The sequence below is a fragment of the Bradyrhizobium sp. DOA9 genome (assembly GCF_000617845.2).
In the GTDB taxonomy this organism is placed as follows: Bacteria; Pseudomonadota; Alphaproteobacteria; order Rhizobiales; family Xanthobacteraceae; genus Bradyrhizobium.
Genome location: NZ_DF820425.1, coordinates 4,327,685 through 4,342,045 on the forward strand (window position 1 = coordinate 4,327,685; position 14,361 = coordinate 4,342,045).

Annotated in this window: 19 protein-coding genes; 11 read left to right on the top strand and 8 right to left on the bottom strand. The window is 64.8% G+C overall.

Going from position 1 to position 14,361, the window contains the following annotated elements; genetic code table 11:
* Positions 1–114: 114 nt before the first annotated feature.
* Positions 115–447: a DHCW motif cupin fold protein gene (locus tag BDOA9_RS20055; RefSeq protein WP_025035753.1), complete on the bottom strand. Its 333-nt coding sequence runs from the start codon at positions 445–447 to the stop codon at positions 115–117.
* A 262-nt stretch (positions 448–709) separates the two neighbouring features.
* On the opposite strand from BDOA9_RS20055, the gene guaA reads away from it, so the two are divergent.
* The 5 genes from guaA (at position 710) to BDOA9_RS20080 (ending at position 5,667) form a co-directional block, all read left to right on the top strand.
* Positions 710–2,308, top strand: coding sequence for a glutamine-hydrolyzing GMP synthase (gene guaA / locus BDOA9_RS20060; protein WP_025035754.1), 1,599 nt, complete (start codon positions 710–712; stop codon positions 2,306–2,308).
* Between the two features lie 77 nt (positions 2,309–2,385).
* Positions 2,386–2,901, top strand: coding sequence for an antibiotic biosynthesis monooxygenase family protein (locus BDOA9_RS39475; RefSeq protein WP_244521500.1), 516 nt, complete (start codon positions 2,386–2,388; stop codon positions 2,899–2,901).
* Between the two features lie 124 nt (positions 2,902–3,025).
* Entirely contained in the window at positions 3,026–3,268 is a 243-nt protein-coding gene (locus tag BDOA9_RS20070) for a type II toxin-antitoxin system Phd/YefM family antitoxin (protein WP_025035756.1), read from the top strand.
* A 101-nt stretch (positions 3,269–3,369) separates the two neighbouring features.
* Positions 3,370–4,608 carry a serine hydrolase domain-containing protein gene (locus BDOA9_RS20075; RefSeq protein ID WP_025035757.1) on the top strand — a complete coding sequence of 413 codons (1,239 nt, stop codon included), beginning with the start codon at positions 3,370–3,372 and terminating at the stop codon, positions 4,606–4,608.
* 177 nt (positions 4,609–4,785) lie between these two features.
* The gene (locus BDOA9_RS20080) at positions 4,786–5,667 is read left to right on the top strand and encodes an AraC family transcriptional regulator (RefSeq protein ID WP_025035758.1); all 882 of its coding nucleotides are present in this window, start codon (positions 4,786–4,788) and stop codon (positions 5,665–5,667) included.
* Between the two features lie 185 nt (positions 5,668–5,852).
* Here the strand turns inward: BDOA9_RS20080 and BDOA9_RS20085 are convergent, their stop codons facing one another.
* Positions 5,853–6,197 (bottom strand): AraC family ligand binding domain-containing protein, encoded by a 345-nt coding sequence (locus tag BDOA9_RS20085; protein ID WP_025035759.1) that lies wholly within the window; start codon positions 6,195–6,197, stop codon positions 5,853–5,855.
* 180 nt (positions 6,198–6,377) lie between these two features.
* Between BDOA9_RS20085 and BDOA9_RS20090 the strand changes: the two genes are divergently transcribed.
* Both BDOA9_RS20090 and BDOA9_RS20095 read left to right on the top strand, forming a co-directional pair.
* The gene (locus BDOA9_RS20090; protein ID WP_025035760.1) at positions 6,378–7,040 is read left to right on the top strand and encodes an SRPBCC family protein; all 663 of its coding nucleotides are present in this window, start codon (positions 6,378–6,380) and stop codon (positions 7,038–7,040) included.
* Positions 7,040–7,402, top strand: a complete 363-nt coding sequence (locus tag BDOA9_RS20095) for an ArsR/SmtB family transcription factor (RefSeq protein ID WP_025035761.1) — start codon at positions 7,040–7,042, stop codon at positions 7,400–7,402. Before BDOA9_RS20090 ends, BDOA9_RS20095 begins: the two co-directional genes overlap by 1 nt.
* Before the next feature lie 122 nt (positions 7,403–7,524).
* Here BDOA9_RS20095 and BDOA9_RS20100 read toward each other — a convergent pair whose 3' ends face one another.
* A complete protein-coding gene (locus BDOA9_RS20100; protein ID WP_025035762.1) occupies positions 7,525–8,025 on the bottom strand; it encodes a peptide deformylase in 501 nt (166 codons plus the stop codon).
* Positions 8,026–8,104: 79 nt separating this feature from the next.
* On the opposite strand from BDOA9_RS20100, the gene BDOA9_RS20105 reads away from it, so the two are divergent.
* Together BDOA9_RS20105 and BDOA9_RS20110 are read left to right on the top strand one after the other, a co-directional pair.
* The gene (locus BDOA9_RS20105) at positions 8,105–8,689 is read left to right on the top strand and encodes a TetR/AcrR family transcriptional regulator (RefSeq protein WP_025035763.1); all 585 of its coding nucleotides are present in this window, start codon (positions 8,105–8,107) and stop codon (positions 8,687–8,689) included.
* Positions 8,690–8,765: 76 nt separating this feature from the next.
* Positions 8,766–9,341: a DUF308 domain-containing protein gene (locus tag BDOA9_RS20110; protein ID WP_025035764.1), complete on the top strand. Its 576-nt coding sequence runs from the start codon at positions 8,766–8,768 to the stop codon at positions 9,339–9,341.
* Between the two features lie 13 nt (positions 9,342–9,354).
* On the opposite strand, the gene BDOA9_RS20115 is transcribed toward BDOA9_RS20110, so the two are convergent.
* The gene (locus BDOA9_RS20115) at positions 9,355–9,810 is read right to left on the bottom strand and encodes a cupin domain-containing protein (protein ID WP_025035765.1); all 456 of its coding nucleotides are present in this window, start codon (positions 9,808–9,810) and stop codon (positions 9,355–9,357) included.
* Between the two features lie 286 nt (positions 9,811–10,096).
* Here BDOA9_RS20115 and BDOA9_RS20120 point away from each other — a divergent pair, with 286 nt between their 5' ends.
* On the top strand, positions 10,097–11,317 hold the full coding sequence (locus BDOA9_RS20120) for an MFS transporter (RefSeq protein ID WP_025035766.1): 1,221 nt from the start codon (positions 10,097–10,099) through the stop codon (positions 11,315–11,317).
* A 21-nt stretch (positions 11,318–11,338) separates the two neighbouring features.
* Here the strand turns inward: BDOA9_RS20120 and BDOA9_RS20125 are convergent, their stop codons facing one another.
* From BDOA9_RS20125 to BDOA9_RS20140, 4 genes are all read right to left on the bottom strand, one after another.
* A complete protein-coding gene (locus BDOA9_RS20125; RefSeq protein ID WP_025035767.1) occupies positions 11,339–11,725 on the bottom strand; it encodes an ester cyclase in 387 nt (128 codons plus the stop codon).
* Between the two features lie 99 nt (positions 11,726–11,824).
* The gene (locus BDOA9_RS20130; RefSeq protein ID WP_025035768.1) at positions 11,825–12,697 is read right to left on the bottom strand and encodes a bifunctional helix-turn-helix transcriptional regulator/GNAT family N-acetyltransferase; all 873 of its coding nucleotides are present in this window, start codon (positions 12,695–12,697) and stop codon (positions 11,825–11,827) included.
* Between the two features lie 51 nt (positions 12,698–12,748).
* The gene (locus tag BDOA9_RS20135) at positions 12,749–13,162 is read right to left on the bottom strand and encodes a cupin domain-containing protein (protein ID WP_025035769.1); all 414 of its coding nucleotides are present in this window, start codon (positions 13,160–13,162) and stop codon (positions 12,749–12,751) included.
* Between the two features lie 77 nt (positions 13,163–13,239).
* Positions 13,240–13,641, bottom strand: coding sequence for an Ohr family peroxiredoxin (locus BDOA9_RS20140; protein ID WP_025035770.1), 402 nt, complete (start codon positions 13,639–13,641; stop codon positions 13,240–13,242).
* Positions 13,642–13,788: 147 nt separating this feature from the next.
* Here BDOA9_RS20140 and BDOA9_RS20145 point away from each other — a divergent pair, with 147 nt between their 5' ends.
* Positions 13,789–14,247, top strand: coding sequence for a MarR family winged helix-turn-helix transcriptional regulator (locus tag BDOA9_RS20145; RefSeq protein WP_025035771.1), 459 nt, complete (start codon positions 13,789–13,791; stop codon positions 14,245–14,247).
* Positions 14,248–14,361 lie beyond the last annotated feature (114 nt).

The window sequence follows — 14,361 nt, forward strand, 5'->3', positions numbered from 1 at the left end:
ATCGATGATCACAATATAGCGAGAATTTGGGGCTACTTCAAGGCACTACCCGTGGCCCGAAACGTCGCGCGACTTTGCTATTTTGCGGTGCAAATTGACCGCGCTCTCGGCGTCTCAGTCGACGATGAAGAGCGTGGCGCCCGTCGTCGTCGAGGACCGGTGGGCGGCGTCGCCGAAGTCCGACACCTGGTAGCTCATGCCCGCACTGAGCTTGAATTTGCGCCCGTCGCGCAGCTCGGAATCGAGCTCGCCCTTCAGCACGTAGAGCACGTGGCCGCGGTCGCACCAATGATCGGCCAGATAGCCCGGCGAGTACTCCACCATCCGCACCCGGAGCTCGCCGATGTTGAGTGTGCGCCATGTGGCCTCGCCGCTCTCGCCGGCATGCGTGGTCGGCTCGACCTTGCTCCAGTCGGTGACGGTGAAGGGGGAGGTGGGGAGTTTCATGGGGGAATCCTGTCTCAGAGCCGGCGCCGCGTCTGTTAGCGCACGCCGTTGCCTCGGTCATCCCGGCCGAGATGCGTGGATCGTCCGGCTCGGTGTGGCCGCTTCTGCCTGGAGCGTTCGATCGCGTTGCGCGACGCCCAAGTCGGCAAGCAAATTAGGTAAAGATTACTTACCCAAGTGCTTCCTGTCCATGCCCAAAGAAGCATGTGGGCGCACTGCTGCCGCGGTTGCGGCCCGGGCCGCGCCAGCGTATCTGCTGGCCATGACAGCAGCACAGAACGACCGCTCCGCGTCGACGCCCCCGGTGGCCTCGGCGCACGACAAGATTCTCATCGTCGACTTCGGCAGCCAGGTGACGCAGCTGATTGCGCGTCGCGTGCGCGAGGACGGCGTCTATTGCGAGATCGTCCCGTTCAACAAGGCCGAAGAGGCCTTCAACGAGATGAAGCCGAAGGCGGTGATCCTCTCTGGCGGCCCGGAATCGGTGCACGAGGCCGGCTCGCCCCGCGCCCCTCAGCTCATCTTCGATTCCGGCGTGCCCGTGATGGGCATCTGCTACGGCCAGATGACCATGGCAGCCCAGTTAGGGGGCGAGGTCGAGGGCGGCCATCACCGCGAATTCGGCCGCGCCGATGTCGAGGTGAAGGCCGACAGCCAGCTGTTCGCGGACGTCTGGTCGTCAGGCACCAAGAACCAGGTCTGGATGAGCCATGGCGACCGCATCACCAGGATGCCGCCGGGCTTCTCCGTCGCCGGCACCTCGCCGAATGCGCCGTTCGCGATCATCCAGGACGAGACGCGCAAATATTACGGCCTGATGTTCCACCCCGAAGTGGTGCACACGCCCGACGGCGCCAAGCTCATCCGCAACTTCGTGCGCAAGATCGCCGGCCTCTCCGGCGACTGGACCATGCGCGCCTTCCGCGAGGAGGAGATCGCCAAGATCCGCGCGCAGGTCGGCAAGGGCAGGGTGATCTGCGGCCTCTCCGGCGGCGTCGATTCGGCCGTTGCGGCCGTCCTGATCCACGAAGCCATCGGCGACCAGCTCACCTGCGTCTTCGTCGATCACGGCCTGATGCGCCTCAACGAGGCCGAGCAGGTCGTCGACCTGTTCCGCCACCACTACAACATCCCGCTCGTGCACGTGGATGCCTCGAAACAGTTCTTGGGCGAGCTCGAAGGCGTCACCGACCCCGAAGCCAAGCGCAAGACCATCGGCCGCCTCTTCATCGAGGTGTTCGAGGCCGAGGCCAAGAAGATCGGCGGCGCCGATTTCCTGGCGCAAGGCACGCTCTACCCCGACGTGATCGAGAGCGTCTCCTTCACCGGCGGCCCGTCGGTCACGATCAAGTCGCACCACAATGTCGGCGGCCTGCCCGAGCGCATGAACATGAAGCTCGTCGAGCCGCTGCGCGAGCTGTTCAAGGACGAGGTGCGCAAGCTCGGGCGCGAGCTCGGCCTTCCCGAAATCTTCGTCGGCCGCCATCCGTTCCCGGGCCCGGGCCTCGCCATCCGCTGCCCCGGCGAGATCACCAAAGACAAGCTCGACATCCTGCGCAAGGCGGACGCCGTCTACATCGACCAGATCCGGAAGCACGGCCTCTACGACGAGATCTGGCAGGCTTTTGCCGTGCTGCTCCCGGTGAAGACCGTCGGCGTCATGGGCGACGGCCGCACCTATGACTATGTGGTCGGCCTCCGCGCGGTGACATCGACCGACGGCATGACCGCGGACTTCTATCAGTTCGACATGAAGTTCTTAGGGGAGACGGCGACGCGCATCATCAACGAGGTGAAGGGCGTGAACCGGGTGGTGTACGACGTGACCAGCAAGCCGCCCGGGACGATCGAGTGGGAGTGAGGGTATAGGATACCCTGGGGGACTCCAACTCGCGCGGGCCGTGCCGAATGCCGCCGAGGCGGAGCAGATCCTGGAAGATGGCGTCCAAGCTGCGCTGCGTTTGGCGCACGCGTCATCTACGCTGGGACTGCGGAAATCGGCCAAGCGAACGACCTGATTGCAGAGCCGCCACTGCCACCCAATATCAAGTCGAGTGTGCGGTTTCCGGCGTTTCGCGGCTCGCGACGCCTTCTAATCGTGCGATGAACATTTTTGCGAAGGTCTGCACCATGATCACGATGATCAACGTCTTCACTGTCGAGCCGGCCAACCAGAAGCGATTACTGGATTTGCTTGCCCGCGCCACGAACGGACACGTTTGCCGGGCGCCCGGCTTTCTCTCTTCGACGCTTCACCGCAGTCTCGATGGCTCGAAGGTGACGATGTGCGCCCAATGGCGCAGTATGGAGGACTATGAAGTCATGCGTCGGGATCCTGGTCCTCTCGCGCTTTTCAGGGAGGCGCTCACGTTCGCCACGTTCGATCCCGGAGTCTATGAAATTGTGCAGAGCTTCTTCCCCGACGAGAGCGGCGAGAAAGACCGGGCATCATAAGCCTTTCTCATTTGAGCAGCAGCCCGTAGGATGGGGAGAGCGCAGCGAAACCCATCGCGTCCGAAAGCGATTGATGGGTTTCGCTTCCGCTCTATCCGTTCTACAACCGCGAGTGAGGCGCGCCGTGCGCCAAGTTCAACTCCGTGATGCAAAGACCAATCTCTCAGCGATCGTCGATGATGCGATCGACGGCAAGCCCGTGCTGATCGTGCGTCACGGCAAGAAGCAGGCGGTGGTCCTAAGTTATGACGAATGGCTACGGCTCTCGAAAGTCCCGAGCATCGGGCGCTTGCTCATGTCGTCGCTTTTGAGTGCAGGCGATAGTCCCGCTCGCAATCGAGCAAGGTTGCGCAAGATCAACTTCTGATCCCACCACACTATCGTGCATGTGCCCCAGCGCTTGCGTCGGATGTGCGCTGCGCGGCCCCATGCTAGGACCTCAGCATCGCCCTTCCGGAGCCAGTGCCGATGTCCGCCCAACCTTCCGCCACCACCACCGACCCCGAATCCCTCGGCTATATGCGCGGCTTCCCGCCATCTCCCGACCGCACCATCACCTTCCAGGACGGCTCCTTCCGCAGCTTCCCCGAGCTCCGCTGGGCCTGGAGCAACATCCGCCAGCTGGTGCCGACGGTGAACGTCTGGCGCGGAGCTGGGCCGGCGTCGCCTCTGCCGCGCGCGGAGCAGGACATCGGCGGCGTGGCCTCGACCACGATGGACGGCCGGCCCATGACCTTCGACAAGATGCTGGAGGAGACCTACACCGACGGCATCGCGGTGCTGCATCGGGGCAGGCTGATCTATGAGCGCTATTTCGGCGCGCTGAAGCCGCACAAGCCGCACATCGGCATGTCCGTGACGAAGTCGTTCACCGGCGTGCTCGCAGGCATTCTGGTCGCCGAGGGCAGGATCGATCCGCAAGCACTCGTCGCGGACTACGTGCCGGAGCTGAAGCCGAGCGCGTTTGGCGACGCGCGCGTGCACGAGGTCATGGATATGACCACGGGGCTCGCCTACACCGAGGTCTACACCGACAAGAATTCGGACGTGTGGGGCCTCAGGCGCGCCAACGGCATGGCGCCGATCCCTCAGGGCTATGACGGCCCGACCACCATCTTCGATTTCCTCATCGCGCAGAAGAAGCAGGGCGAGCACGGCAAGGCCTTTGCCTACAAGACGGTCAACACCGACGTGCTGGCGTGGATCATCAGGCGTGCCAGCGGCCTGGCGCTGTCCGATCTCCTCTCCGAGCGCATCTGGCAGAAGATGGGTGCGGAGGAGGACGCGCATTATCACGTCGACCGCATCGGCACCGAAAGCGGCGGCGGCGGTCTCTCCACGACACTGCGCGATCTCGCCCGCTTCGGCGAGGCCATGCGCAATCACGGCCGTTTCAACGGCCGCCAGATCGTGCCGTCGCAGGTGGTCGAAGACATCGCGCGCGGCGGCGACCCCGAAAAATTCAAGCCGGCCGGCTACACCACGCTGCCGGGCGCCTCCTACCGCAATCAATGGTGGGTGACGCACAACGAACACGGCGCCTACATGGCGCGCGGCGTCTACGGCCAGGGCATCTACATCGACCCCATGGCCGAGATGGTGATCGCCCGCTACGCCTCGCATCCCATGGCCGGCAACGCCGCCAACGATCCCGTGACGCTGCCGGCCTACATGGCGCTGGCGAAGGCGCTGATGGCGGGCGGGTAGGGGCGTCGCAGGATGGGTAGAGCGAAGCGAAACCCACCATCGTGCCTTCCTCGAAGAAGCTGATGGGTTTCGCTGCGCTCTACCCATCCTGCGCGTTCTTTCCTGCCAGAACCGCAAGATCGGTCGAGCACGCCACGACCGTCAGCCGCTAACTGGAGCCGCCACGGAGGAGGGACGATGACGGCGGCGCTGCGGAATTACCAGGAGCGTATGCGGCGGGTGCTGGAGCATATCGACCGGCATCTCGACGACGATCTGGACCTGGAAAGCTTGAGCGCTGTCGCGGCCTTCTCGAAATTCCATTTCCACCGGCAGTTCACGGCGACCTTCGGGCTATCAGTGCATCGCTATGTCCAGCTGGCACGCCTGAAGCGCGCATCGCATCAGCTCGCCTATTTCGACGCACAAAGCGTCACCGACATTGCGATGGAGGCTGGTTACGAGGCACCTGACGCCTTCGCCCGCGCCTTTCGGCAACGGTTCGGGCAATCGCCGTCCTCGTTCCGGAATTCTCCCGATTGGGAGCCGTGGCTTGCGGCCTTCGGGCCTCTCGATATCGCGAGGAGCAAGCTCATGCAGAGAACTTTTACCAGCGACGACGTGACCATCCGAAACGTGCCCACCACCAAGGTGGCGATCATGGAGCATCGGGGCGACCCGTCGACGCTCCCCGCCACCATCCAGCGCTTCATCGCCTGGCGCAAGGCAGCCGGCCTGCACCCCAGCACGAACCCGACCTTCAACATCTGGCGGTCCGAGCGACGTCCTGCGCGCCCCGCCGACTACAGCATAGACCTTTGCGTCGGCACAGACCGGCCGATCGCGGGATGCGACGAGGGCATCAAAGCCGGTGAGATCCCCGGCGGACGCTGCGCCGTGCTGCGCGTCGTCGGCTACACCGACAATCTGGAGCCCGCCGCGCTCTATCTCTATCGCGACTGGCTTCCGGCCAGCGGCGAGGAGGCGCGCGACTTCCCGATCTATTGCCAGCGGCTGAGCTTCTTCCCGGAGGTTCCGGAGAACGAGACGGTGGCCGAGATCTTCCTGCCGCTGAAGTAGCGCTTCCTCGCTCGGCGCGCACGCCTCGTCCTTCGAGACGACCGCTTCGCGTCCCTCAGGATGAGGCTAAGCGGCACCTGCGCCCGTCGGAACGCCGCCATGCACTCCGTCCTCATCCTGAGGGCCCGCCGCAAGGCGGGCGTCTCGAAGGATGGCCACAGCGGAATTACATCGCGCCTCAGCCGTCACGCCTCCTGCCAATGCGGGTAGGTGACGTAGGCGGTGAGGGCGCCTTGCTCGTGCGAGCGGATGGTGACCGTCTCGCCCTTCGGCATGTGGACGATCTCGCCGGGGCCCGCGGTCGCGGTGCTGCCGTTGCTCGTGACCGAAAGCTTCCCCTCCAGCACGATCATGACATCGTCGACTTTCATCGTCTCGTCGAGAGTCTGGTTCGGCGCGTAGCGGCCGAAGCCGATCGTGATCGGTCCGCCGTGGCGCTGGTCGATCACGTTGCCGGCGAAGATGTCGCCGTCCTGTCCCGGCGAGCGTTCGAGCGAAGCATCGGCGATGGCGAATTTGCGAACTTTCATGAGTTCCTTCCGTTTTGGGCGGGGTTGTGGGAGCACCGATAGACGCCCCGGGCAGGCGTTTGGTTTCGCATCTTCCCGCGAGGCGGTTTGACGCAGCGGGCATGCGTTTATAAGCATTGACTTATATTAGTTATGACCGATATTCCGTGCCTTACGCGAAAGCGACAGGGAGAAGCGCAAATGGAGATCGACGTCGCCCGGGTCCTCGGGCTCGTGACACGCTCGGTGAGGAATTTCGACAAGGATGGGAAACCGGCGAGCGTCGTGACCCTGACGCGTCTTTACGACACCGGCCTCGATGATCTCTGGGACGCGGTGACCAGCAGGGAGCGGATCCCGCGCTGGTTTGCGCCGGTCGAGGGCGACCTCCGGCTCGGCGGACGCTACCAGGTCAAGGGCAATGCGGGCGGCACCATCACGTCCTGTACTCCGCCGACCCATTTCGCTGCGACCTGGGAATTCGGCGGCGCCACGAGCTGGATCGACGTCAGCCTGACAGCCGAGCGAAGCCAGGCGCGCTTGACGCTTGAGCACACCGCGATCATCGAGGATCATTGGAATCAGTTCGGCCCGGGTGCGGTCGGAATCGGTTGGGACCTCGCGCTTGCGGGGCTGGAGCGATATCTTGCGACCGGGGCATCGGTCGATCATGAGACGGCGGAGGCCTGGATGGTCTCGCCGGAGGGCAAGGACTTCATGACGACGAGCGGCGAATATTGGCGTGCGGCGCATGTCGCAAGCGGGGTCGATCCGGCCACGGCGAAGGAGCGCTCGGACCGCACCATCGCGTTCTATCGCGGCGAGATGCCGCCCGACATCGTTCATCCCGGCACTGGAAGCTGATGCACGCCTTCGAAGTTCTCGCCGATCCCGTGCGCCGCCGCATCCTCGAGCTGCTGGCGCCCGGTGAGATGGCCTCCGGCGAGGTCGTCGAAGTCATCGGCGCCGAGTTCGGCATCACCCAGGCGGCGGTCTCGCAGCATCTCAAGGTGCTGCGCGAGAGCGGCTTTGCGAGCGTCCGGGCCGAGGCGCAAAGGCGCCTCTATTCGGTCGACGCCGCCGGGCTGCAGGCGGTCGATGCCTGGGTCGGCCAGTTCAGGACCTTCTGGGAGCCGAAGCTCGACGCACTCGCCACCGAGATCGCGCGGGGCAAGCGAGAGCGCCGCAAGGCGCCGATCGCCAAGCGCGGCGGGAAGAGGGCGTGAGGATAGGGTACGCGTAGGGTGGATTAGCAGACCGCTGCGCGAAGCGCGGCGGGCGGCGTAATCCACCACTCGCTAAGCCGGCTCGGATGGTGGATTACGCTTCGCTAGTCCACCCTACAAAGTTACGAACTCCTCGACATCTTTTCATACTTCTTCACCAGCCGCTCCCGCTTCAGCCGCGACAGCCGCTGGATCCAGAACATGCCGTCGAGCTGGTCGATCTCGTGCTGGTGGCAGACGGCGCGCAAGCCGTCCGATTCCTCCCTTTGCACATTGCCCTCGACATCCCGGTAGCTGATGCGCACCCGCGCATGGCGCTGCACCTCGTCGTTGACCCCCGGCATCGAGACGCTGCCTTCGCGATGCATGATCATCTCCGGCGAGGCCCATGTGATCTCCGGATTGACGTAGGTCCGCGCGCCGTCCTTCGCGTCGAGCTCCAGCACCACGACGCGCAAGGGCACGCCGATATGCGGCGCGGTGATGCCGATGCCGGGCGCGGCGCGCATCGTGTCGAGCAGATCCTGCGCGAGCTCGCGCAAGGTGCCGTCGAACGCGGTGACGGGCCGGGCCGGCAGCGCGAGCCGGCGGTCGGGGTAGCGGACGATCGGGCGGATGGTCATGCTGCCTCCTACCACTCGCTCACGGATCATTGAAGCATTGCGGCTTGACCGTCTACCTACTGGAAGGTAGTTAAACGCCATGAGCACTGTTTCCTCGACCGCCGACGACATTCTCGCCTGCGCCCGCACGCTGATCATCGCCGGCGGCTATAACGGCTTCAGTTACGCCGACATCGCCGATGTCGTCGGCATCCGCAAGCCGAGCATCCACCACCATTTTGCCAGCAAGGTCGATCTGGTCCGCACCCTCGTGGCGCGCTATCGAGAGGAGGCTCAGGCGGGACTGGCCGCGCTCGAGCGCAATGTCGCCGACCCCGCCGAGCAGCTCAAAAGCTACATCGCCTATTGGGAGGCGTGCATCAAGGATGCGACCGCTCCCTTCTGCGTCTGCGCGCTCCTTGCCAGCGAGCTTCCGCTCCTGCCCGAGGAGGTGGCGCTCGAAGTCCGCGCGCATTTCCGCTTCCTGTCGTCGTGGCTGGCGTCGGTGATGGAGCGCGGCAAGCGGCAAGGCCGGCTCCATCTCTCCGGTACGGCTCGGGCCGAGGCGGAGGGATTCATGGCAACCGTTCACGGCGCGATGCTGTCGGCGCGCGCTTATGGCGATCCAAAAATCTTCGGCACCATCACCCGGCCGCTACTGGAGCGGCTTTCCACCAGGCACTGACGAGATCGGCACAGACCGGCAGGGCGGTGCTTTGGCGTCGCATGTAAACTACCAACTAGTAGGTAAGGAGCAGAAGATGAGAAACAGCGAAATGGCTTTGGGCGCCGACCAGGCGCAATGGCTGAAGCAGTACTACTTCGTGCGTGCGGCGTTCTCCACCGCCTGGGTCATTGCGGCCTTCACGATCGCGCCGTCATCGGCAGTGATCGCAGCAACGTTGCTGGTCGCCTATCCGGCCTGGGACGCGGCCGCCAATTATCTCGATGCGCTCTGGAGCGGCGGCCTGAACCAGAACCGCACGCAGGGCCTCAACGTCCTGGTCAGCCTGGCGACCACCATTGCGGTCATCCTGGCCTTGCAGGCTAGCATGAACTGGGTGCTCGGAATCTTCGGAGCCTGGGCGATCCTGTCCGGATTGCTCCAGCTCGGCACGGCGGTGCGGCGCTGGAAGCGTTTCGGCGCGCAATGGGCCATGGTGCTCAGCGGTGGCCAGTCGGCCCTGGCGGGCGGCTTCTTCATCTTTCAGGCCACAATGCCTGCGGTGCCGTCGATTGCGAATGTCGCGGGCTATGCTGCGGTCGGCGCGATCTACTTCCTGGTCTCAGCGGTCTGGCTTGCGATCGGCAGCTGGCGGCGCAACGCGGCCCTGTGAACGGCCATGTCACCTACGGATAAGGCGTGCCGTCCTTGTGCAGGAAACGGCCGTCCGATGCCGGGCTCATCATGTCGATGTCGGAGCAGGTGATGAGGTCGGCTTGCGAGCGCGAGCCGACCTCGAGGTACACCGCCGTCACGCTCGACCTGTTGATCATGTGATGGCCGTTGCCGCTGGCCTTGGGGAAGGCGGCGCAATCGCCGGCGCGCAGCACGGTTTCGCCGCCATCCTCGATCAGCGTCACTTCGCCTTCGAGAATGTAGACGAACTCGTCTTCGTGCGAGTGCCAGTGCCGCTGGCTCGACCAGGCGCCCGGCGGCAGCCGCATCAGGTTGACGCCGAAATCCGACAGGCCTCCGGCATCACCGAGCCGTTTGCGGATGCGCTCGGCGCAGGGGGCGTTGAAGGGGGCCGGATAGCCGGAGCCCTTGCGGGCCGGCACGGTGGCGACGTCGATCTTTGGCATGGAGGAGATTCCTGCAATACACAATTGACCGTGAAGCACAGCGGGCTGTTTTGCCCGACGTGTCAACCGGTCGGGTGATGATGTGGGCCGTCGACGAGGGGAGGCGCCAAGTTGGTGGTTCCTGATGTAAGCCGTTGATCCCGCTGGCGCCGGCTACTGTGCATGGGGTTGTTTTTCGAGTTTTGTCGGCAGCTCACGAAAGCGTGGGGCAAAAATGACGCCAGCCTGTCGGCCGGCGCAGTTCCCGTTCGTCTTCCACGCGAGACAGACCTGACGGGAGACTGAAATGACTGCTTCCAACTATCGCTGGGTGATCGTCGCCGCCGGCGGCCTGCTTGGCTGCGTCGCGATCGGCGGCATGTTCTCGCTGCCGGTGTTCCTGCAGCCGATCACCAAGGACACCGGCTGGTCGGTGACTGGCATCTCCAGCGCAATGACGATCGGCTTCCTGGCGATGGCCTTCACCAGCATGGCCTGGGGCACGCTGTCGGACCGGTTCGGGCCGCTGCCGGTGGTGCTGAGCGGATCGACCGTGCTGGCGCTCAGCCTGTTCGCCGCGAGCCACGCCACCTCGCTTCTCGTGTTCCAGGTCGTGTTCGGCCTGCTGGTCGGCGCCGCCTGCGCCGCGATCTTCGCGCCGATGATGGCGACTGTCACCGGCTGGTTCGACACCAATCGCGGCCTTGCGGTGTCGCTGGTCTCCGCCGGCATGGGCATGGCGCCGATGACGATGTCGCCGCTGGCGGCCTGGCTCGTCTCCGGCCACGACTGGCGCACCTCGATGCAGATCATCGCGCTCGTGGTCGGCGCCATCATGATCCCGGTCTCGTTCCTGGTGCGCCGTCCGCCGGCGCTTGCGCGGGCTGCGGCGGCGCCGGTGAACGAAGCCGCCGGCCAAAACGAGATGTCGATGGGCGAGGCGCTGCGCTCGCCGCAATTCATGATCCTGCTCGCCACCAACTTCTTCTGCTGCGCGACCCATTCCGGCCCGATCATCCACACCGTCAGCTATGCCGTGAGCTGCGGCATCCCGCTGGTCGCGGCGGTGACGATCTACAGCATCGAGGGGTTTGCCGGCCTCGGCGGGCGCATCGCCTTCGGCCTGATGGGCGACCGCTTCGGCGCCAAGCGCGTGCTGGTTTCGGGCCTGCTGCTGCAGGCGTTCGGCGCGCTCGCTTATGTCTTCGCGCATCAGCTCACGACGTTCTATGCGGTCGGCGCGATCTTCGGCTTCATCTATGCCGGCACCATGCCGCTCTACGCCGTGCTGATCCGCGAGAACTTCCCGCTCAAGATGATGGGCACGGTGATCGGCGGCACGGCGATGGCCGGCAGCCTCGGCATGGCCACCGGCCCGCTCGCCGGCGGCCTGATCTATGATGCCTTCTCCAGCTACGCCTGGCTCTACATCGCCTCCTGGGCGATGGGCTTAGGGGCCTTCCTGATGGCGATGACGTTCCGCCCCTTCGCCAAGCCGCAAGGCGAGGTGGCGCCGGCGGCGGCGTGAGTTCGAGATCGAGGCGCGGCGTCAGAGCTGCGCCTCGATCGCGGCCTTGTCGATCACCGACCAGACCTGCCGGATCTTGCCGTCGTGAAATTCGTAGAACACGTTCTCGCAGAAGGACACGTGCTTCCCGTTGACCGCAAGACCGAGGAATGTCCCGACGGGTGCGCAGTCGAACTTCAATCGGGCGGCGATGCGGGGAGGATCGCAGATCAACATCTCGATCTGGAACTTAAGATCGGGGATATCCCGAACGTCCTGTTCCAGCATCGCGCGATAGCCCGCAAGCCCGAGGGGCCGCGCGTTGTGAGCGACTTCATCATGCACGAATTGTCCGAGTGCCGGCCAATTCCGCCGGTTCAGGCAGGCGATGTAGGCGCGGTAGATGTCGGCGAGGTCGTCTCTCGTCATACCGAAGCTCCCAAGACTTCGACTAACAAGCCTTCGACTAACAAGACTTCGACTAACACGGCTTCGACCTAACGCGCGAGCAGCGCAACCGGTCCAGCATCAGAGCCGCTTTTCGAAGAACAGGTCCGGATAGGGATCGTCGTTGAAGCGCGGGATCTCGCGCCATCCGGTGCTGCGGTAGAGCTGGGCGGCCTCGGGCAGCGCGCTGTTGGTGTCGAGCCGCAACAGCGTGATGCCGAGCTCGCGCGCAGCGCTCTCCGCCGCATCCATCAGGCGCCGGCCGAGGCGCAGCCCGCGCGCGGCCGGGGCGACCCAGAGCCGCTTGATCTCGGCATAGCCGTGATCGGTTCCCTTCAAGCCCACGCAGCCGATCGGCAGCGTGTCCGACATCGCGACGAGGAAGGTGCCGCGCGGCCGGCGCATGTCCTTGGCGTCGGGATCGCGTGACAGCGAGACGTCAAAGCCTTGTTTGAAGCGGCGGCTGAGTTCGGCATAGTACTCGCCGAGACAATAGCGTGCCTGTTCGGATTGCGGGTCGATTTCGTCCAGCGAAACGCGCTCTCGCGTCAAGGCGGATGCGATCAGGTCCATCGCCGCGAGCAAGGCCTCGCCTTGCGAATTCTGAGCGAGGAAGCCTTCGGCCTGCGCGTTCGACAGCGCCTCGTAGGCTGCGAATTCGCGCCGGCCCGCCCGCGTGAGCTTTGCCATGCGCCGCCGCGCATCATCCTCGCGTGCGGTGGTCTCGATCAGCCCTTCGTCCTCGAGGCTGCGGAGCAGCCGGCTCATCAGCCCGGAATCAAGACCGAGATAGTCGCGGATTTCCGCCACGTCCGAGCGGCCGTGCCCGATCGCATTGAGCACGCGCGCCGCCCCGAGCGGCCGGCCGCGCCCGAGAAACGACGTATCGAGTGCTCCGACGGCCGAGGTGACGGCACGGTTGAAGCGGCGGACGCGGGAGACGGGGTCGAGCATGATGTCTGACTTTAGTCAGATATCGGGGGCTGTCAATCGGGATCGCCGGCCTCACTCCGCCAGCATCAGAAGCGGCTTGTCCTTGGCTACGATGTAGGTGGCAAGTTCGCTGGCGGTCTCACCGCCCACGTTCTTTGCTGCATGCACCGCGCCGGCAGGGATGAACAGCACGTCGCCGGCTTTCAGCGTGATCGGCGGCTTGCCGTCGACCTCGTATTCGATGGCACCCGCCAGCACGTAGATGATCTCTTCGCCCGGATGGGTGTGCCGGCCGAACGCCACGCCCGGGGCAAGGTCGACGCGTACCTGCACAACCTCGCGCCCGGGCGAGCCGAGATCGTGGCGCTGGAGGTCGGTGCGTGTGACGCCGGCCTGCGCCGCCGCGGCCGGCAGTGTGAACAGGTTTGCCGCGAGCAGGACCGCGCTCGACAGCACGCGCAGGGTTCGAAGATGATGTTGGCTCATGGTCGGCTCCTTGTGGTCTCGAGATTGTCCGCGCCGCGCGGGCCCGGCCGATGCCGGCCGGTCCGCGTGGTGGCGCTTCAGACGAGGGTGGTGGTCACCTCGATATTGCCGTGCACCGCCTTGGAGTAGGGGCAGATGCCGTGAGCGGCCTCGATCAGTTCCTGTGCCACCGCGCGGTCGACGCCGGGAACGCTGACGTCGAGACGAGCGCGCAGGAAGAAGGCGCCGCCGGCGTTGTTCAGGTCGATCGCGGTGTCGACCGACGGCTCGCTCGGCAGCTTGAGCTTGCGCTGCGCAGCGGCGAGTCCGAGTGCGCCGAGATAGCAGGCCGACCACGCGGCGGCGAACAGGTTTTCGGCGGCCGGGTGCGGCTGGGCCAGCTGGACGTTCAGGAAGCCGTCGCTGGACCGCGCAGCGCCGTCGGCGCCCGAGGTGACGTGGGTCTTGCCGGTGAAGAGAACCTTTGCAGCGGATGTCATGGCCGTATCCTTCGGTTGGATTATAAATCGTATCCGATCTAATCGGATGCGTCTGGAATAATCCCGCTGAGTGGTCGGGTCAAGCCCTTCCGATTTAATCGGATGCGATTTATATGGCCGGATAGATCACGAATTGCGGAGGTTCCCGTGGCCCGTTCTCCAAAATCAGCCGGCAAAGGCCGGAAACTGTCGAATTTCCTTTGCTTTGCGATCTATTCGGCCAATCTCGCCTTCGGCCGTGCCTATAAGCCCCTGTTGGACAAGGTCGGCCTGACCTACACGCAGTACATCGCCCTGGTGGCGCTCTCGGATGAAGACGAGCAGACCGTCGGCACGCTGGGGGAGAAGCTGTTCCTGGAATCCAACACCCTGACGCCGATCCTGAAGAAGCTCGAGCAGATGGCGCTGATCAAGCGCCACCGCGATCCCGCCGACGAGCGGCAGGTGCGCCTGAGCCTGACGCCCGCGGGGCGCAAGCTGATCGAGCAGGATCTCGGCGGGTCGCTGAGGGAGGCGACAGGCCTTGGCGACGATTTTGCCGTCGTGCAGAAGACGGTGAGCAGGCTACGCGACAATCTGCTGCGTGCGACCAAGGCCGATGACTAGCGCATCGAGGCTTTAAGCGGCGAAGTTGATGCCGTCGCGCCTCTCTTTGTGAATTGTGCCCGCGCCGCGGAGCGTTACCATTCGGCTGCTGCCGTGGAACGCGGGAGCAGGCAT